Raw genomic sequence first — 17,567 nt, forward strand, 5'->3', positions numbered from 1 at the left:
CGGTCCATTGAAGAGAAGACGCACGGCCCGGCAGGAATGCGATCGTTCCCGCCGAATCGATGTGCGCGCCGGACGTCGGACCCGTCTGCTCGGTCGATTTCAGGCGGACATGAGCGACGTCAGGTCCCTGGCGTACTTCTCGATGAGCGAGGGGGAGATGTGCGGGACGTCCTCGTCGGCTCCGATCCGCGCGGCCCGGACGGCCGCTCGGAATCGTTCGGAGGGAATTCCGGATCCGCGTACGGCGGTCTCCGGGTCCTTGAATCCGTGGAGGAGCGGCAGGGACGAATGCTGCCGCTGTTCCTCGGGGAGCGCCCGCATGGCCGTCTCGAACCGGTCGAGCCAGTCCGCGTAGTCGTCGATCCGCTCGATGCGGTGGCCCGCGTCGCCCAGCCAGTCGACGAAGGTGTCGAGCGAGATCCCGTCGTCGTGCGGGTTCACCAGACTGAACGTCCGGTACCCGTCCGCGAGCTGTCCGCCCAGCGACACGACGGCCGCGGCGGTGAAGTCCACGGGCAGACCGTCGTAGTGCGCCCTCGGCCGCCTCTCCTCGCCCTCGGCGCGGTAGAAGGACGCGGGCGCGAGGCCGGTCGCGAGCACGCTGAAGAGGAGCCGGGAGAACATGTCGGGGACGTTGAGCTGCCCGCCGTAGTCGCTGTGGGCGAGGATCATGTTCGACCGGAACACGGTGACCGGGAGGCCGCACAGGTCGTGCGCCTCGCGCAGCAGCACCTCTCCCGCCCACTTGCTCGTCGCGTAGCCGCCGGCGTACCCGGCGTCGACCGGCTGCACGGGGAGCGCCTGACGGATGTCGGGGTCCTCTCCGAGAGCGGGCGTCCGGGAGGCGGCGACGGCCACGCTGGACAGGTACGTGAACGGCTTCATCCGCCCGGTGAGCGCCAGCCGGATCAGCTCGGCGCTGCCAAGGACGTTCGCCTCGAACAGGTGGTTGTAGGGCAGCACGTGGTTGACGAGGGCGCCGGCGTGGACGATCACGTCCACCTCCTCGGACAGCCTCCGCCAGGTGTGGTCGCCCAGCCCCAGCTGAGGCTCCGCCATGTCGCCCGCCACGACCTCCAGGTGGTCGGCGGCCAGGGCCTCGAACCGCTGCGCCAGCCGCCCGTCACCGCCGGAGAACGACTCCTCCAGACGGCTCCGCGCGGCTGCCACGTCCCTCCCGCGCACGAGGCAGACCAGCCGGCCGTCGGACTGCGCCAGCCGCTCCAGCCACTCCATGGTCAGGAACCGTCCGAGGTATCCGCTCGCCCCCGTCAGCAGCACGGTCCGGGGCGACACGGGAAGGGGCAGCCGCTTGGCCCCGGCGAGCGTCTCCGCGTCGATGAACTTCTCCAGGGTGAGGTCGGAGGCCCGCACCTCGGTGCTCTCCCGTCCGTGCACCGACGCGAAGTCGGGCCGGTTCAACCCGTTCTTGCGCTTGGTCTCGATGTGGTCGGCCATCTGCTGGAGGTCGGTGGCCGAGCTGATGATCATGTCCACCGGGACGCGGACCCCGAAGACGTCGTCGAGCAGGTCGGAGAACGCGACCGCCGTGAGCGAGTCGCCGCCCAGGTCCCTGAAGTGCGCCGAGGGGCCCACCTCGACCCCCGAACCGGCGAGCAGCGCCTGCACCGCACGCTGGAGCGTCTCCAGCACGGGGCGGTCCGCGGCGCCCCGGCGCACGTCGAGGAGTTCCCTGTCCTCCCGCGCGGTGATGTCCGCGTACAGCTCCTCCAGCCGTGCCCGGTAGCGTTCGAGCAGACGGGGGCGCAGCAGCTTCCGGTGGTCCGACAGCAGGCCGTTGTCCTGGCTGAACGGCTGGGTCTCGATCAGGAATTCACGCGGTATCTCGTAGGAATTGAGCCCCTCCTCCTTCGCGACGCGGACGAAGGATTCACTGAGTTCCTGCCGCAGCTCTTCCGTCCGGCCCTCGAAGCGGGCGAGCGTGTCCGCGGAAGGGACGACGACAGCCAGCAGATAGGACCGTTCGCTGTTTCCGTACACGAACACCTGACGGACCAGCGGGCTGTAGGCGAAGATGGCCTCCAGGCGCGCGGTCGCCACGAATTCGCCCTGCGAAAGTTTCAGCACGCTTTTACGGCGGTCTATTATGGTGTGCCGCCCCGGCCCGGTCTCCGCGACGATGTCACCCGTCCGGTAGAAGCCGTCCTCGTCGAGGAATTCTGCCGTCAGCTCGGGATGGTTGTAATAGCCGGGTATCAGGGCGTCGGTCTTGAGCAGCAGTTCTCCGCGGGGGTACGGGGAATCGGTGCGGTAGTAGCCGAGTTCGGGGACGTCGATGATTTTGTGGTCGACGACCGGCGGGCTCAGCATCTCCCCGTCCACCGAGACGGCCGCGGCCTCGGTGGAGCCGTAGATGATGTGCAGGTCGAGACCGAGGAGGGACTCCATGAAGGCCGTCAGCTCGGCCGACAGGGGAGCGGACGCGCAGCCGGCCCAGGCGACGTCGCCGCCGAGCAGGTCCACCCGTATCTCCTCCTTGACCAGGGCCTCCAGGGCGGCACGGTCCGTGGTGGCCGCCGTGGTCCGCCGGTCGAGTTCGCTCTGGTACTTCTGGAAGATCAGCTCGCATATGCGCGGGATCAGCGAGAGCTCCGTCGGGCGCGCCAGCGCGATGTCCTCGAAGAAGGTCGACAGATCGCTCCTGGCCGTGAAGTACGTGATGCCGCCCCGCGCCAGGGTGTTCTTCAGCGAGGAGTGGCCGGCGACGTGGCTCATCGGCATGTAGCTGAAGGTGACCGTCTCGTCCTCGGAGAAGAGCTTCGACCACGCGCCGCCCCACATCGCACTGGTCAGGCGGTCGGTGTACATCGCGCCCTTGGGCGTTCCCGTGCTCCCGGAGGTGTAGATGAGCATCGCCAGCGGGTCGTCCCCGTCGGCCGGAACGAACAGCGGCGCCTCGGGAAGGCCGGCCCCCCGGCGGAGCACCTCGGGAAGGGTGTCGAGGCGCACGGAGCGCCCGGCGCCCGCGAGGCGGTCGCGCGCCTCGTCCAGCGCGTCGACGTGGTCACTGACCTCCGCGTGGAAGTCGAAGACCAGGACGCGCTCGACCGACGGGCTGTCGAGGGCGAGCTCCACCGCCCTGTCCAGGCGCTCCACGCTCGCGGCGACCACGCGGGACGCCGTCTCGTCGACGATGGCCCTCTGCTGGGACGCGGGCGAACTCGTCTGGAGCGGAACGCTCACGACCCCGAGGTACGTGCACGCCAGATCGACGACGGTGTAGTCGCCGCTCGCGAAACCGAGTACGGAGACCCGGTCGCCCGGCTCCAGCCGGTGGCCCGCGCCGCCGTGCCATTCGCTCGCCACCGCGCGGACCCGCGCCCATAATTCACCGAAGCCGGTCTTCTCGTAACGCGGGAGAAGCCGGTACGAAACACGGCCCGTCTCCGGGTCCCGCACGAATTCCTTGGCACGTTCTCCGATGGCCGGCCGATCGGCATGGCGCACCATCACGCTTTCCATCACTTGCGCAAGTCGCATTTTGATCTCCGCGTCGTGTACGGACCTGGTCTCGGCTGACAGTAGAGCTGGCAGTGAAGGGGAAGGGGCGGCCGGTGTTCTCCCGGCGCCGCCGCGCCGCTTCGGACAGGGAAGAATCATCGAATTCGGACACGATGCACTGGCCCGTGGGCAGGGAAAACCCAGGGCGTGCCACTCTTGCTTGCGCTACAACGCTACCTACTCAGGCCCCTCGTTGATAAATATGAAGAACGTATATGTCAGGTTGCCCGGCGAAAGCGACTGCCCAGCTTTTCACGTGCCCGCACGGCGAATGGAGAACGGGAACGCGGGAATACGCCGACACCGTACGCGCGGGGGCCCGTACGGTGTCGGCGAGAGGAAAGCGAGGGCGTCGCTCAGTCGTCGCGCAGGGAATCGGCGGGGCGGCGGCTCTGATGGGTCAGGACCTGGAGGGCGTCGGCGGAACCCGGGTCGTTCGGGGTGTAGACCTCGAGCCGGTGGTCGGGGCTGTCGGGCTGCAGCCAGACCTGGTAGTCGACGCTCACCGCGCCCACGGTCGTGTGCCGCATGCGCATGGTGCCCGTCGTACAGTCCGCCACGTCCCGATTCGCCCACAGGGCCGAGAAGTCGTCGCTGCGCATGGTGAGTTCGCCGATCAGGCCCGCCAGACGCGCGTCGGTGGGGTAGCGGCCGGCGGTCAGCCGGAGGTACGCCACGTGAGCACGCGCGAGCGCGTGCCAGTTGGTGTACAGGTCGCGCGTCACCGGGTCGAGGAAGAACATCCGGGGGATCGACAGACGGCGCTCAGGATCGTCCGGGGTCTCGAAGGCGATGTGCTCGGCCAGCAGGGCGTGTCCGCTGCGGTTCCACGCGAGCACGTCCCCGCGACGGCCCAGGACGATCGCTGGCGTCGCCTCGCCGAGGGACTCCAGGAGCGCGAGGACGCGCTTGTGGGGCTCCTCCACCGGAGGCTCGGCGAGCCGGGGCGTCGGCGAGTGCCTGGCGAGGTTGTGCAGGTGCATGGTCTCGGTCGCGTCGAGCTGTAACGCCCGCGCGAGCGCGTCGAGCACCTGCTCCGACGCCGTCTCCGCCTGCCCCTGCTCCAACCGTGTGTAGTAGCCGGCGCTCACCCCGGCGAGCTGGGCGAGTTCTTCCCGCCGCAACCCGGGGACACGGCGCCCGTTCCCGTGGGTGCGCAGCCCGATCTCGTCCGGGGTGACCCGGTCACGGCGGCTCTTCAAGAACGTTCCGAGGCTCTCCACGACCGCAAGCGTAAGCCGATCGTCCCCGCCGGTGGGTATACCTGTCAGGTATACCCCCAGCAGAGGGCTGGCTGTCCGCCGGGCGATGGCCGACGGTCGAGACATGTCGGAACAGCACACACACAACTCCCCGGGCCTGCGCGCGTGGCTGGGACTCCTCGTCGTACTCGGCCCGGTCCTGCTGGTGTCCATGGACGGGTCGATCCTGTACCTGGCGATGCCCCGGGTCAGCCAGGACCTCACCCCCACGGCCGACCAGGCCCTGTGGACCCTGGACATCTACGGCTTCGCGGTCGGCTCGCTGCTGATCGCGTTCGGCAACATCGGCGACCGGTACGGCCGTCTGAAGCTGCTGATGATCGGAGCGACCGTCTTCGGTCTCGCGTCCGCGGCGTCCGCCTTCGCGCCCAGCCCCGAACTCCTCATCGCGTCCCGCGCGCTGATGGGCGTGGCCGGCGCGACCCTCCTGCCGTCGGCGCTGGCCGTGCTGAGCGAGCTGTTCACCGACCCGCGGCGCCGGGCGCAGGCCATCGGCATCTTCGCCGCGGCCTTCGCGGCGGGGTTCGCCATCGGCCCGGTGGCGGGCGGCTTCCTGCTCGAACGCTTCTGGTGGGGTTCGGTCTTCCTGATCAACCTCCCCGTCATCGCCCTGTTCCTCGTCTTCGCGCCCATCCTGCTGCGCGAAGTCAGCACGACCCGTACCGGCCGCGTGGACGTCTTCAGCGTCGTGGCCTCCGCGGCCGGCCTCCTGGGCTTCGTGTACGGCCTCAAGCACGCCGCCGCCGAAGGGTTCTCGCTGCTCTCCGTCCTCGTGGGAGCGGGCGGCCTGGTGCTCCTCGCCCTGTTCGTGCGCCGGCAGCGGCACCTGGAACACCCGCTGATGGACTTCTCGCTCTTCCGAGACCGGGTCTTCACCGTCGCGATCATCACGGGCCTGCTGCCGCTGGCGGCCTGGTCGGCGGCCGCCTACCTGTCGGGCGTCTACCTCCAGTCCGTCCTGGACCTCCCCGTCCTGCGGGCGGCGCTCCTGGCCCTGCCCGGCGCGGTGGTCCTCATCGTGACCTGCGTCGTCACGCCCATGGTCGTCGACCGCATCGGCAAGCGGACGGTCCTCATCGTCTGCCACTTCTCCATCGCGGCGGGACTGCTGTTCCTGCTCCCCACCACGATCACCGGCGGGGTCGGCTGGTACATCGCCTCCACGTCCATCGCGGGCCTCGGCTACGGCATCTCCTTCAGCGTCGTCGCCGACACCGCGGTCGGTGCCGTCCCGGCCGAGCGGGCCGGTTCGGCCGGTGCGATCGCCGAGACCAGCAACGAGATCGGCAACGCCCTCGGCATCGCGCTCATCGGCTCCCTCGCCGCGCTGCTCTTCCGGCTCCAGGGCCCCGACCTCGCGCCCACGCTCGACGAGACCCTGCAACTGCCCGGTCTCGCGCCCGCCGTGGTCGCGGACGCGAAGTCGGCCTTCGTCACCGGCCTCCACGCGGCCGTGGCGGTGGCCAGCCTCCTGCACGCCGCGCTCGGGATCCTGGCCCTCCGCTGGCTGCCCAGGACCACGGGCGAGGAGCAGGCCCAGGACGCCTCCTCCTCCGAGGAGAAGTGGGAGCACGCGGAGAGCACGCCCCGGTGACGCCGGTACGGGCACCGGAGGCCCCGGCTCCCTCCGTCCTCCCGCCCTCCCCCTGATCGACGAGGTCGACAGGAGCGGCAGGCGCCCTCCACGAACAGCCGTGCCCCGGCCCGCAGCCTCCCCCCTGCGGACCGGGGCACGGCCGTGCCCCGCACGGCGGTGCCACGGGCCGCCCGACGGCCCTCCCCTCCGCCCGGTGGACGAGCCACTCCGTTCCTCCGCGCGCCCCCCCGCTTGCGAACCGCCGTCCCGCCCACGGGAAGTGCCGTTGTCGTGCGGCCCCGCGTGTCCGGCTTGCCCGCCCATGGGAACCAGGCCACCGTTCGCAACAGTGCATGACCTGCGCACCGCAGTGCATGACCTGGCATCGCACACAGCGCGGAACGGGAGAGCGGCGACCGGTGGGGCTGCGGATCCATTTCACGTACGAGGACCTGGCACACGTGGTCCTGGCGGAAGAACCCGACCCCTTGTGGGAGGGGCTGCTCAGCCTGCATCTGCTGCAGAACCGGGACGCACCCCTGGTCTACGGCCGCTGGAGGAGGACGACGGGCGGTCTCGTCACCCCGGAACTGCTCCGTCTGCGGCGACTGGCCCCGCCGCACGGCTACTCGGCCGACTTCCTGACCCCGTCGGCGGCGTCCGCCGGGTTCGAGGCGGGTGTGGAGGCGCTCCTGACGACGCCCCGTCGCCGGCTGCGGACCGACCTGGCGGAACTCGCCCGGGCCCGGCCGCTGCCCGGCTGGGCCCGCCCCCTCGCCGAGGGCGACACACAGGCGTTGTGCGGGCTGGCCGGTCTGGTGCGCGGACACCACGAGCGGTTCGTGGCCCCGTACTGGCCCCACGTCCGTTCCCGGTTCGACGAGGCGAGGTCGGTGGCCGCCAGGGCGTTCCTGCGGTCCGGGTTCGCGGGACTGGTCGAGGGGCTGCATCCGAGCGTGCGCTGGGCGGCGCCGGTGCTGCACGTCGCGGGGCCGCACCTGGAGGGCGACCTGTACCTGCGGGGGAGGGGACTGCGCATCATCCCGTCGTTCTTCTGCTGGCCGGGGCCGATCGTGCTGAAGGACGGCACCCTGCCACCGGTGCTCGTCCACCCGGTCACGCACGACCCGCGCTGGCTCTCGCCCCCGTCACCCGCCTCCGCCACCACCCACCGGGCGCTCGCGGCGCTGCTCGGCAAGGCGCGGGCGGCGGTGCTGGAGGAGGTGGCCGAGGGCCGGACCACGAGCGAACTGGCGAGCAGGGTGGGCCTCAGCCCGGCGACCGTCAGCCACCACGTGGCCGTCCTGCGGGAGGCCGGTCTCCTCACCAGCCGGCGGATCGGCGGCGCCGTCCTGCACAGCGTGACCCGCCTCGGCGCGGACCTCCTGGAGCACGGGATGACCAGCGGCATTCGACCGTGCTCGAAACCCGTGGCGCCGGCCGGGAACTGACCGGGACCATGGACGCGCGGGAGCAGCGGATCCGCTGACCCGACCTGCCCGCACCCGGAGCACCCTCAGGGAGATCACGAAACATGCCCACCAAGCGCTCTCTGCCCGGAGTCCTCGGCGCCGTCACCTTGGCACTGGCCTCCGTCTTCACCGCCGGCCCCGTCCAGGCGGCCCCGGCCGCCGTCGCCCCGACGTCCTCCCCGGCCCCCGCGCGCACGGAGCTGCTGCCGCCCGGCGCCGGCGTCGGCTGCAGCCCGGGGAACTTCTGCGCCTCCGTCTGGGACCCGACGGTGAACCGGTTCCGCGTCTTCTACTTCTACAACTGCACCCGGTACCACCTGTCCAACTGGGGCGACTGGGGCGAGGCCAAGAACAGCCAGAGCGGCGGCGCCGTCGCGACCGTCTACGGCTCGGGCGGCAACGTGATCCGGACCTTCCCCGCCGACAACAGCGTGTACGCCGTGAACTGGGCGCCCGTCTACTCCATCCGCAACTGCTGATCGGGGACACCGCCCATACGGATCCGCACCGCCGAGAAGGCGGGCGTCCCACCGGCCACGAGAACCGGGGGCGAGTCCCGTAGCACCCGGAAGCGGGACGATCACGGACGACGCACCAGATCCGACATCACGGCGAGCGGTAGCGACGGGTTGGCGGCCGCGGCTTCCGCCACCTGCCGGTCGGCGTCGGTGAGCAGCTCGGTGACGACGTGCGGGAAAAGGGCCGGGTGGCCGGCGGCCAGGGGCCGTGCCCGCGCGTCCGCCAAGCAGTTGCGCAGCGCCGCCCCCGTCGCGTTGCGGTGCCGCGCGACCTCACGGAGCGCCTTCCGTACGGGGGGTTCGCCCCGGGTCAGGTCTTCCAGCAGCGCCGGGGTCGCATCAGGGTTGGCCGCCACCCCGGCGGCGACACGGGCTCCGTGCCGGCCGACCATGGCGCGCAATCGCGCTTCGGAAAGACCCGGGTGCGGAGCGACGGCCTTCACCACCTTCGCGTCCGGGTCGACGGCGAGCGCGTCACGGATCCCGGCCGGCAGATCGCGTCGCAGGGCCACCAGCATCCGTACGGCCGGATCCTGCGACCGGGCCAGCTCCGCCACTTCGGCCGGACCGGCGACGGCGATGCGCGGCAGCAGAGCGGTACCGACCTTGACGGTGGCCGCCAGGCGGACGAGCACATCGAGCGGGACGCGCGGATTGTGGGCGAGTCCGCGCCGTACGTCGTGGCCGGGATCACCGGCCAGCGCGTTCATCAGGTCGGCGCCGATCGCGGGATTCCCGGCGAGGTCGGCACGGACACCCGGGACGGGATCCACGGCGAGCCGCCCGTAGGCCTCCGAAGGGAGATCGGGGCGAGCGGCGAGCGCCCAGCGCAGCAGCGCCGAAGGATGGGCGGCGAAACGGGCCACGGAATCGGCGGGGGCAGCAGGGTTCCCCAGTACCGTCCGCTGTATGTCGTGCACGGTGGACTCGTGGGAGCCGTCGCACGAGGCGCCGGGCGGGAGATCGCAGTCGAGCCGCGGGCACTGCGGTTCGTGCACGAACGGCGTCTCCTCGCGCTCGCAGACCGGACACCACCGCGCGGGAGGCAGCCCCTCGCCGGTGAGCAGCGCCGCCAGTACGGCCGGTGGCGTCGCCTCGTTGAACGCCACGGCGCGGCGGACCTCGGCGTGCGGATGCTCCGCGAGCCCGGCGGCGACCGACGGCGCGGCCTGCGACGCGAGCTCGGCCACGACCCGCACGTCCGTGTCGGCGCCGAGCGCTTCCACCACGTCGGCCGGGAGCCCGGGACAGGAAGCGAGCCTCTCCCGGCGCTCGACAAGGGGGTCCGTCGCCAGCAGGAACGCCCATGCGGGGTTTCCGGCACCCTTGTCGAGCAGGGCCAGGGCGGCGTCCGGCTGTACGGAAGGGTCGATGTCGGCGGCGGTCAGGCGGCCCGCGTACGCGAGCCGGACGGCGCTCTCCTCGACGCGCAGCGCCAGCGCGACCGCCTGCGCACGACTGAGATCCGTACGGCCGGCGAGTCTCTCGGCGATGTCGTCGTCCGCGACCGCGATCAGCCGGTCGACCAGCTCGGGCGGTAGCGCGGCATTGGCGGCCAGCCCGCACAGGAGATGATTCACGAAGGGCATACTGCCGGGGCCGGGACCGAATGGCTCACGATTTTCCACGCCACCGAGCCGACGGCGACATCGGACGTGCTCTCGACGCCCGCGCCTACCGAGCCGTTTCCGCCTTCGCGTCGGGTGACCGTCGATCCCGGCGGCCGGGACCGGGGAACGCGCCCGAGTCCGCCGCGCACTCCTCCCGCGGCAGTTCCCGTACGGAGGGCCGTGGGGCCCCGGGTGCCGGGGACGGCACCTCGAAGGCGTAACAGCCTGTCACCGTCCTTTCGTACACGAAGACGTATGCTCGCGGCGGCCCCTGACCGAGCACCTCCGCGACCACGGTGACGGCCTCGCCCTGCCGCGTCACGCCGAAGAGGCCCTTGGCGGGCTTCGAAGGGGAGAAGACCCGGGCGATCTCCGTATCGGGAAGGCTGCCGTCGGCCGCCGCCTCGCCCAGCCGGTCGCGGAGCACCTCGACGTTCTTCCGCAGGTCCTCGCGCGCCCGGGCGTCGTCACGCGCCGGCTGTGTCCCCAGCCAGACCGACACACCGACGACGACCACGAGCAGCAGGCCCAGAACGGTCAGACATCCGTCGAGAAGGCAGCCGAACGGTGCACCCGTCCGAACCTGTGATCGTCTCGTCATGGGCACAGCGTGTACCGCGGGTACACGACAGGCCCACCCGCTTCCCCAAGTCGTGACCGAAGCGCGTCATCACCGGCGGAGCCTTCCTCTCGTCGGAGTCGGGAGGATCTCCGACGACGTCCGTCCCTCTCCCGACGCCACGGGCGCGCATCCCGACCGGTGTGTACGGGACAGCCTTCGGGCGTGGGCGACCGGCGTGCCGAATCATCTGCCCGTGGCATCTCCCCAAGCGGTGCCACCACTTCTCGACCACCTGGGCCTGGACCTCGCGGAGACGAGCGACACCCCACAGCTGACCTGGATCCAAGACGCCATGGTGACCCGTCCCGGAAGCGCCCCGCCCCGCAAACTCCACCTCGTCTTCCGCCTCCACGTCACCGACACCGTCCGTGCCCGCCTGCGCACCGTCGAACACGACGACACGGCCGGAGCCGGCCACCTGATCTGGAGCCACTACGAGGACACGGCCGGCAAGGCGCTGTTCCCGCCGGTCCCGCTCGCCGGACTGGTCACTCCCACGGCGCCGCTCGACGCCGCCCAGGCCTTCCTGCCGCCCCTGGACGACGCCACCTACCAATGGATCTGATGTTCCGTCGGGAACCGTCCACGCATGCGGATGGGCTTCGAGCCCCGCGGTCCGGGCGTCGTGGTCGGTTCCGCCAGGAGTGTCAGCGCCGCCCGGCATGGTCGCGCCCGCCGCGAACCCGATGCGCGAGCACGCCGACGCCTTCGTCGCCTGCTCCCATGACTCCGATCGGGGACTACGCGGCGGGGGTGTAGTGGACGACGGTGGTCTCGCACGCCTCGGCGTACACCTTCAGCGCGTCGGCCTCCGTATGGTCCGCCGCCAGGCCCCAGCGCAGCTTCGTCGCCGTCCATTCGCCGATGTAGCGGCAGTGCGTCTCGGGCGGCGACGGCATCCACTCGGCCGGATCCCGGTCGGCCTTCGCCCGGTGGGAACGCGCGGTGACGGCGACCAGACTGCTCGCGGCACCCTGGTCGTTCGCGTAGGCCTCACGACGAGCGGCCGTCCACCCTCCCGCTCCGGAGTCCCAGGCTTCGGCGAGGGGGACCGTGTGGGCGATGTCGAGCTTGCCGTGGTCGGTGACCTCGGCGTTGTCGTAGGGGGACAGCCACTTTCCGCCGGTCAGCTCGCAGCCGGCCGCGACGGCGGGTTCCTCGACGGCTTCGGCGAGGAGGACTTCGGCGCGGGTGTCGCAGCCGTCGGCCGCGTCGAGGCCGGTGTTCCAGTGCTCGAAGGAGCCGGAGGCGTAGCCGGTGCGGTCCTCGTCGGCGACGAGGAGCCGGCCGACCGCGTCCTCCAGGAGCAGCGCCGCCGGAACGGGCGCGGCCCCCGTCGTGGCCGCGGCGGTGGGGGAGAGGGGAGTGAACGAGGTCAGGGCGAGGCAGAACGCGGCGGTGCCGCGCAGCAGGTTCGTGATCACGCCCGTAGACATAGCGAACCCGCGTCGCGGACATGCCGGAGTCGGCGTGCGTACCGGAAGCGCGGACGGCTGTGGTTCCGAGGAGGAACGTTCCGGCGCGGAGCTGCCGGATTCACCCGTGAGGGCGACTTCGCGGTGGGCTTCGCGCCCCGTGGAGCCGGGCGTCAGGCGAGGTCGCGGTGGCGGCCCACCCCGGTGGAGAAGAGGTAGAGCGGGGGCAGCAGCGCGGCGGCGCAGACGGTCCAGAGGGCGGTGTGGGCACCGGCCCAGGTGGCGAGGAGACCGGCGGTGAGCGCGCCGAGCGGCAACGCGCCCCAGGAGACGAAGCGGACCGTGGCCATCACGCGGGACAGCAGCTCCGGGGGCGACTGGGTCTGCCGGTAGGTGCGGGTGGTGATCGAGCCGATGACGGTGCCGAAGGCGAAGCCGGCGTTCCCCAGGGCGAACCAGTACGCGTCCCCCGCCGACGTGGTCAGCGGGGCGAGCAGGAGCAGTGCGCCGCCGGCCAGGTCGGCGGCGATGATGCCCCGCGCGGTGCCGAGGCGGGTGGTCACCCGGACCGCGACGGCGGCGCCGGCGAGCGCGCCGACCCCGTCCATGGCGAGGACGAGACCGAGCTGTACGGAGTCGAGACCGGCCTCGCGGACGAGGTAGAGGGGGGTCAGGGCGACGAGGGCCGCGTTGAGGAAGTTGGCGGCGGTCGCCCAGATCATGCAGGGCCGCATGACCGGGTGTCCGGTGACGTACCGCCAGCCCTCGCGCATCAGCCGGAGCGCGCTCTCGCCGGTGCGGGGGGCGGGGTGGCTCTCGGGGAGGGTGCGCAGGAGCACGGCGGAGGTCAGATAGCTGGCGGCGTCCATGACGAGCGCGCCGACCGGGCCGGTCGCGCCGATCAGGACGCCGCCGAGGGAGGGGCCGCCGGTGTCGGTGACGGCGTGCGTGCCGGACATGACGCTGTTGCGGGCGGCCAGCTGCCGGGCCGGGACGACGGCGGGCAGGAAGGTCGAGTTGCCGATGTCGAACAGCACCGTCGCCGCGCCTGTGACGAGCGCCGCGAACAGCAGGTGCGGATACGTGAGGGTGCCGAGCCACCAGGCGAGCGGCAGCGACCCGAGCGCCGCGAACCGTACGAGGTCGAGCGCGACCTGGAGCCGGCGCAGCGGTACGCGCTGCGCGACGACGCCAGCCGGGAGGCTGAGCAGCAGCCAGGAGACCTGTCCGGCCGCGGCGAGCAGGGCGACCTCGAAGGCGGTGGCGTCGAGGACGGTGAGGGCGACGAGCGGCAGGGCGAGGGCGGTGACGGCGGTGCCCGCGCCGCTGACGGTGGCGGCGGCCCAGAAGCGCCAGAAGGCGCCCGTCGGTGAGGTCTCCCGCTCGTCGTCGTGTCGGTCGTGTTCCGGAATCGTTCGTGTCCCGCCCATGCGGAGCCCACCCCTGAGTCTTGTCAGTCTCTTTTGGGAACTCACTCGTCCCGGGTGAGTTTCTATCGGGAACCGACCTCATGGCGCAAGATGGTCCCGACGAGCGGCCGCCGTGCGCGGAGGAGTGGAGGCGCTGTGATGAGGTCGGTTCCCGAGCGGGACGCGGCGTGCGCGATCGCGCAGGCGGCGGCGGTGGTCGGCGACTGGTGGAGCCTGCTCCTGATCCGGGAGACCGCGCGGGGGCACCACCGGTTCGACGCGCTCCAGGAGGAGCTGGGCATCTCCCGGAAGGTGCTCACCGAGCGTCTGGCGCACCTGGTGGACACGGGGGTCCTGGAGAAGGTCCCGTACCAGGACAGGCCGGTGCGGCACGAGTACCGGCTGACGGAGAGCGGCCGGGGACTCCTTCCGGTGCTGCTGTCGATGCAGGACTGGGCGGACCGCTGGGTCTTCGGCGACGGCTCGCTCAGCGGCACCGCCGACGAGGCGAGCGCGGAGGCACGGCGCGTCGCGGGCCTGGTGGGCGAGCGGCTGCCGCGCCTGGAGCTGCGGGGCCACCGGGACGGCGCGCCGGTGGACCCGGTGGCCGACGGCGTGGCCACCGTCCTGTTCTGCTACCCGGCGACCGGGGCCCCCGGCCCCCTGCCGGACGGCTGGTCGGGCATCCCCGGGACCGTCGGCTGCACGCTGGAGAACCGGCTCTTCCGGGACGCGTACGAGGACTTCCGCGCGGCGGGCGCGGAGGTGCACGGCGTCAGCACCCAACGCCCGGACGAACAGCGGATGTTCGCGGTCGAGGAGGGCCTCCCCTTCACCCTCCTCTCGGACGTCGACCTGTACCTCGCCGCCGCCCTGCGACTGCCCACCTTCCGCGCCGGGCAGCTGCTGCGGCTGAAGCGGGCCGTGCTGGTGGTGGACCGCGACCGCGTGGTACGGCACGCGCGCTTCCCGGTCACGGACATTCCGGCGGCGGTGGACGAGGCGCTGGCGGAGGTGCGGCGGCTGGCGGGGGAGGACTGAGGGTGAGGGCGCCCTCGGGCGGTGGAGAGCCCGGTCGCCGAGGAGGGGCGGGACTCGGCCCGGTTCACTCGTGACGCAGACGCAGCGACTCTCGCTCGCCCTCCTCGATCTGGTCGATGGTCAGGCCCGGCAGGTTCATCTGGGCCAGGGTCACCTCGGCGCTGCTCGGCTGGGCGTCGGCGGGCACCCACTGCTCCGGTCGCCAGGCGTTGGCGCGCATCAGCGACTTCGGGCAGTGCGGATAGACCTGCTCGACATCCACCACGATCGCCGTGACCGGCGGCTTGCCCACGGGAGTGAGCCGGTCGAGCAGCTCCGGGCGGGCCGAGACGCAGGCGCGGCCATTGACGCGCAGCGTGGTCGGGCGGCCGGGGACGAGGAAGAGCAGTCCGACGCGTCCGGTCTGCAGCACGTTGTGCAGGGTGTCGAGCCGCTTGTTGCCGGTCGCGTCGGGGATCGCCAAGGTCCGCTCGTCCAGCACCGAGACGAACCCGGCCGGACCGCCGCGCGGTGTCACGTCCGCCCGGCCCTCGGCGTCCGCGCTGCCGATGAACACCAGCGGGGAACAGCCGATCAGCGCCCGGGTCTCCTCGGTCAGGCGGTCGATCTCCTTGCGGAGCGCGTGCGGGTTCGGCTGCGGGTAGAGCTCGCGCAGCCGGTCCGTGCCGGTGAGGGCGTCCGCCCGGAGGGATGCGAAGAGCGAGCCAGGGGCCCCGGTGTCGTTCGTCATGCGGACGACCCCGGAAGACGACCGAGCCGGTGCCCGGCCGGGTCGTGATCCCGTCCGCGCCGACCGGTATGACCGACCGGACGGACATTCGCGCCGATGCGCGCCTCGCGGCTGTCAACCAGGCCGTAAGGATCACCAGGGCACCGGAAGCACGGGGCGTCCTCCCTGTCGTTCGGCGCGACGTCGGAGCGCCGCGAGATGCTCCGGGGCCGGCCAGGCCGTGCCGCTCGCCTCGAACGGTTCCTCCACCGGGACGACTCGCGTGTGGTCGCGGCGTTCCCCGTCATCGGATGTCGTGGTCGGGGTGGGCCCGGTCGTACGCGTGCCGTGCTTCGGCGATGGCGGTGCGGTGGGCGAGCGACCAGTCGGCGAGTGCCTTGACCAGGTGGGTGAGGCCGGCACCGGTCTCGGTCAGGCGGTAGTCGACCCGGGCCGGGACGGTCGGGTACACGGTGCGCAGCACGAGGCCGTCGCGTTCGAGCCTGCGGACGGTGAGGGTGAGCATGCGCTGGGAGATGCCGTCGACGGCACGCTGCAGTTCGCGGAACCGGCGCGGCCCGCTCGCGAGTTCGACGATCACGAGTACCGACCACGTGTCGCCGATGCGGTCCAGGACGTCGCGGATGCCGCAGTCGGGATGGTCTTCGCGGCCACAGGGGTCGAGGTCGGCGGGGGCGGTTACTCCGGTGTGAGTGAGTGACATCAGACTGCCTTCTTGTGGCCGGCGGACGTGCGATCGAGGATCAAGCGTAGTTACCGATGAGAACCACGACGGAAGAGTACGACTGACATGATCTTGGTGACGGGAGCGAACGGGAACCTCGGCGCGGCCACCCTGGCCGCGCTGCGTGCCCTCGGCGTCGCTGCGACCGGCGGCAGCCGCACACCGGGTGAGAGGATGCGGCACCTCGACTTCGACGCCCGCGCGAGCCTCGACTTTTCCGGGGTGTCGACCCTGGTGCTGATCTCCGCCGGTTACGCCGAGGACGACCGGGTCGTCGAACGGCATGCGGCGGCCCTGGACGCCGCCGTGCGCGACGGCGTCGACCACGTCGTCTACACGAGCCTGACCACGGCAGGCGACCATCTCGGTTTCGCGCCGGCGCACCGTGTCACCGAGCGCCTGGTGCGGGCGAGCGGACTGCCGTGGACGATCCTGCGCAACGGCCTGTACGCCGAGCTCTTCGGCGGTCTGCTGACATGGGTCGGTGACGGCGTGGAGTCCCCGTTCGGGAACGGTGCCCTGGCCGCGGTCGCGAGGGCGGATCTCGCCGATGCCGCGGCGGCCGTCGCGGCGCATCCGGCCCGGCACGGCGGGCGGGTCTACGACCTCGTCGGTACGCCGATCACGGCGGGTCGGGTGGCCGATCGGCTCGGGGTCCCGCACCGCACCATCGGGCTGGGGGAGTACCGGCGCAGGCTTCTCGACGAGACGACGGGACTCCTGCCGTTCCAGCCGCCCATGCTCGCTTCGATCGCCACGGGCGTCCGACACGGCTTCCTGGACGGCACCACTGCCGACCTCGCGGATCTTCTCGGTCGCCCGGCCCGCGACCCGCTGGCCGTGGCCGTTGCGGTCGCGTCCGCCACGCGACCGGAGCAGGCCTCCGGCGAGCTCGTGCGCGGTGGGCGGTGAGGTGGTCGACGTCGGCGGACGGCCGCAGCCGGATGCCGGGACCGACCGCGTAACCACGGTCGGCGAGGATATGGCCATTACCCGCCGGACGAATCTTTGATTTTCCGCTCGTGCGGCTCCACTGCCGGTTGATTACGGTGACCGTTCGATTCCGGGGCCCCGTCCGGGGCGGTGGAGTTGATCAAGCCCTTCTGTGTCAGAACCGGTTGACTGGGTAATCGTGCTGTGCCGACAGGAAAGAGGGTGAATTCGGTGGAAACGCATGTCAATGGCGAGGACGGTGTCCAGCCCGAGTCCGGTGGGCTGCTCATGTGCGCCGGTTACGGACTGGACAGGGACAGCAGCTGCATCGCGGACGCCCGTCACCGTGCCGCCGTCTTTCTCGAAGAGGCGCGCACCGAGCACCGTGTGCCGATCTCCGATCGCGCGAAGGACCTGACCGGCCTTGTGGTCAGCGAGCTGGTCACCAACGCCTACAAGTACGCTCCCGGGATGGTGCTGGTGGAGGTGCGCGTCACCGCCGGCAGTGTCGACATCGTGGTGTGGGACAGCGACCCGGCCGTTCCCACGGTCCAGGCCGCCGACCCGGACCGGGTCGGTCACCACGGCGTGGAGATCATCAGGGCCATCGCCGAGGACCTTTTCGTCGAGCGGGGGGAAGAGGGCAAGTGCGTTACGGCCCGTATCGCCCTGTCCGACAACCTCAGCCCGGTATAGGGGAAAGCCGTTTTCCGCGCCGCAGGGCCGTTTCCGG

The 17,567-nt window shown here is 71.6% G+C and carries 15 protein-coding genes; 7 read left to right on the top strand and 8 right to left on the bottom strand.

Going from position 1 to position 17,567, the window contains the following annotated elements; translation table 11 throughout:
- Positions 1-99: 99 nt before the first annotated feature.
- The gene (gene car / locus ACWGSR_RS23565; protein ID WP_453568721.1) at positions 100-3,501 is read right to left on the bottom strand and encodes a carboxylic acid reductase; all 3,402 of its coding nucleotides are present in this window, start codon (positions 3,499-3,501) and stop codon (positions 100-102) included.
- A 377-nt stretch (positions 3,502-3,878) separates the two neighbouring features.
- Positions 3,879-4,745 (bottom strand): helix-turn-helix domain-containing protein, encoded by an 867-nt coding sequence (locus ACWGSR_RS23570; RefSeq protein WP_376232783.1) that lies wholly within the window; start codon positions 4,743-4,745, stop codon positions 3,879-3,881.
- A gap of 103 nt (positions 4,746-4,848) precedes the next feature.
- Between ACWGSR_RS23570 and ACWGSR_RS23575 the strand changes: the two genes are divergently transcribed.
- The 3 genes from ACWGSR_RS23575 (at position 4,849) to ACWGSR_RS23585 (ending at position 8,311) form a co-directional block, all read left to right on the top strand.
- The gene (locus ACWGSR_RS23575; RefSeq protein WP_453568723.1) at positions 4,849-6,378 is read left to right on the top strand and encodes an MFS transporter; all 1,530 of its coding nucleotides are present in this window, start codon (positions 4,849-4,851) and stop codon (positions 6,376-6,378) included.
- A 401-nt stretch (positions 6,379-6,779) separates the two neighbouring features.
- Positions 6,780-7,811: an ArsR/SmtB family transcription factor gene (locus ACWGSR_RS23580; protein WP_453568724.1), complete on the top strand. Its 1,032-nt coding sequence runs from the start codon at positions 6,780-6,782 to the stop codon at positions 7,809-7,811.
- An 83-nt stretch (positions 7,812-7,894) separates the two neighbouring features.
- A complete protein-coding gene (locus ACWGSR_RS23585; protein WP_453568726.1) occupies positions 7,895-8,311 on the top strand; it encodes a hypothetical protein in 417 nt (138 codons plus the stop codon).
- 101 nt (positions 8,312-8,412) lie between these two features.
- On the opposite strand, the gene ACWGSR_RS23590 is transcribed toward ACWGSR_RS23585, so the two are convergent.
- Complete coding sequence (locus ACWGSR_RS23590; RefSeq protein WP_453568728.1) at positions 8,413-9,930, bottom strand: hypothetical protein; 1,518 nt, start codon at positions 9,928-9,930, stop codon at positions 8,413-8,415.
- 94 nt (positions 9,931-10,024) lie between these two features.
- Positions 10,025-10,561 carry a hypothetical protein gene (locus ACWGSR_RS23595; protein WP_453568730.1) on the bottom strand — a complete coding sequence of 179 codons (537 nt, stop codon included), beginning with the start codon at positions 10,559-10,561 and terminating at the stop codon, positions 10,025-10,027.
- A 214-nt stretch (positions 10,562-10,775) separates the two neighbouring features.
- Between ACWGSR_RS23595 and ACWGSR_RS23600 the strand changes: the two genes are divergently transcribed.
- Entirely contained in the window at positions 10,776-11,147 is a 372-nt protein-coding gene (locus ACWGSR_RS23600; protein WP_453568732.1) for a hypothetical protein, read from the top strand.
- Positions 11,148-11,322: 175 nt separating this feature from the next.
- Here ACWGSR_RS23600 and ACWGSR_RS23605 read toward each other — a convergent pair whose 3' ends face one another.
- Positions 11,323-12,006, bottom strand: a complete 684-nt coding sequence (locus ACWGSR_RS23605) for an HNH endonuclease (protein WP_453568734.1) — start codon at positions 12,004-12,006, stop codon at positions 11,323-11,325.
- 164 nt (positions 12,007-12,170) lie between these two features.
- On the bottom strand, positions 12,171-13,427 hold the full coding sequence (locus tag ACWGSR_RS23610; protein WP_453568736.1) for an MFS transporter: 1,257 nt from the start codon (positions 13,425-13,427) through the stop codon (positions 12,171-12,173).
- A 138-nt stretch (positions 13,428-13,565) separates the two neighbouring features.
- Here ACWGSR_RS23610 and ACWGSR_RS23615 point away from each other — a divergent pair, with 138 nt between their 5' ends.
- Positions 13,566-14,447, top strand: a complete 882-nt coding sequence (locus tag ACWGSR_RS23615) for a winged helix-turn-helix transcriptional regulator (RefSeq protein ID WP_453568738.1) — start codon at positions 13,566-13,568, stop codon at positions 14,445-14,447.
- Between the two features lie 64 nt (positions 14,448-14,511).
- On the opposite strand, the gene ACWGSR_RS23620 is transcribed toward ACWGSR_RS23615, so the two are convergent.
- A complete protein-coding gene (locus ACWGSR_RS23620; RefSeq protein WP_453568740.1) occupies positions 14,512-15,177 on the bottom strand; it encodes an MSMEG_1061 family FMN-dependent PPOX-type flavoprotein in 666 nt (221 codons plus the stop codon).
- Between the two features lie 283 nt (positions 15,178-15,460).
- Positions 15,461-15,880, bottom strand: a complete 420-nt coding sequence (locus ACWGSR_RS23625) for a winged helix-turn-helix transcriptional regulator (protein WP_453568742.1) — start codon at positions 15,878-15,880, stop codon at positions 15,461-15,463.
- An 87-nt stretch (positions 15,881-15,967) separates the two neighbouring features.
- Between ACWGSR_RS23625 and ACWGSR_RS23630 the strand changes: the two genes are divergently transcribed.
- Together ACWGSR_RS23630 and ACWGSR_RS23635 are read left to right on the top strand one after the other, a co-directional pair.
- A complete protein-coding gene (locus tag ACWGSR_RS23630; RefSeq protein WP_453568743.1) occupies positions 15,968-16,813 on the top strand; it encodes an NAD(P)H-binding protein in 846 nt (281 codons plus the stop codon).
- 243 nt (positions 16,814-17,056) lie between these two features.
- A complete protein-coding gene (locus ACWGSR_RS23635) occupies positions 17,057-17,530 on the top strand; it encodes an ATP-binding protein (protein WP_453568745.1) in 474 nt (157 codons plus the stop codon).
- The last annotated feature ends 37 nt before the right edge of the window (positions 17,531-17,567 follow it).

This window comes from Streptomyces sp. NPDC055632 (genome assembly GCF_053618675.1).

Excerpts from the sequence above, each read along its gene's own strand:
- ACWGSR_RS23585 (WP_453568726.1), top strand. The coding sequence starts at position 7,895 with ATGCCCACCAAGCGCTCTCTGCCCGGAGTCCTCGGCGCCGTCACCTTG.
- ACWGSR_RS23610 (WP_453568736.1), bottom strand. The coding sequence starts at position 13,427 with ATGGGCGGGACACGAACGATTCCGGAACACGACCGACACGACGACGAG.
- ACWGSR_RS23615 (WP_453568738.1), top strand. The coding sequence starts at position 13,566 with ATGAGGTCGGTTCCCGAGCGGGACGCGGCGTGCGCGATCGCGCAGGCG.
- ACWGSR_RS23625 (WP_453568742.1), bottom strand. The coding sequence starts at position 15,880 with ATGTCACTCACTCACACCGGAGTAACCGCCCCCGCCGACCTCGACCCC.
- ACWGSR_RS23620 (WP_453568740.1), bottom strand. The coding sequence starts at position 15,177 with ATGACGAACGACACCGGGGCCCCTGGCTCGCTCTTCGCATCCCTCCGG.
- ACWGSR_RS23575 (WP_453568723.1), top strand. The coding sequence starts at position 4,849 with ATGTCGGAACAGCACACACACAACTCCCCGGGCCTGCGCGCGTGGCTG.
- car (WP_453568721.1), bottom strand. The coding sequence starts at position 3,501 with ATGCGACTTGCGCAAGTGATGGAAAGCGTGATGGTGCGCCATGCCGAT.
- ACWGSR_RS23595 (WP_453568730.1), bottom strand. The coding sequence starts at position 10,561 with ATGACGAGACGATCACAGGTTCGGACGGGTGCACCGTTCGGCTGCCTT.
- ACWGSR_RS23630 (WP_453568743.1), top strand. The coding sequence starts at position 15,968 with ATGATCTTGGTGACGGGAGCGAACGGGAACCTCGGCGCGGCCACCCTG.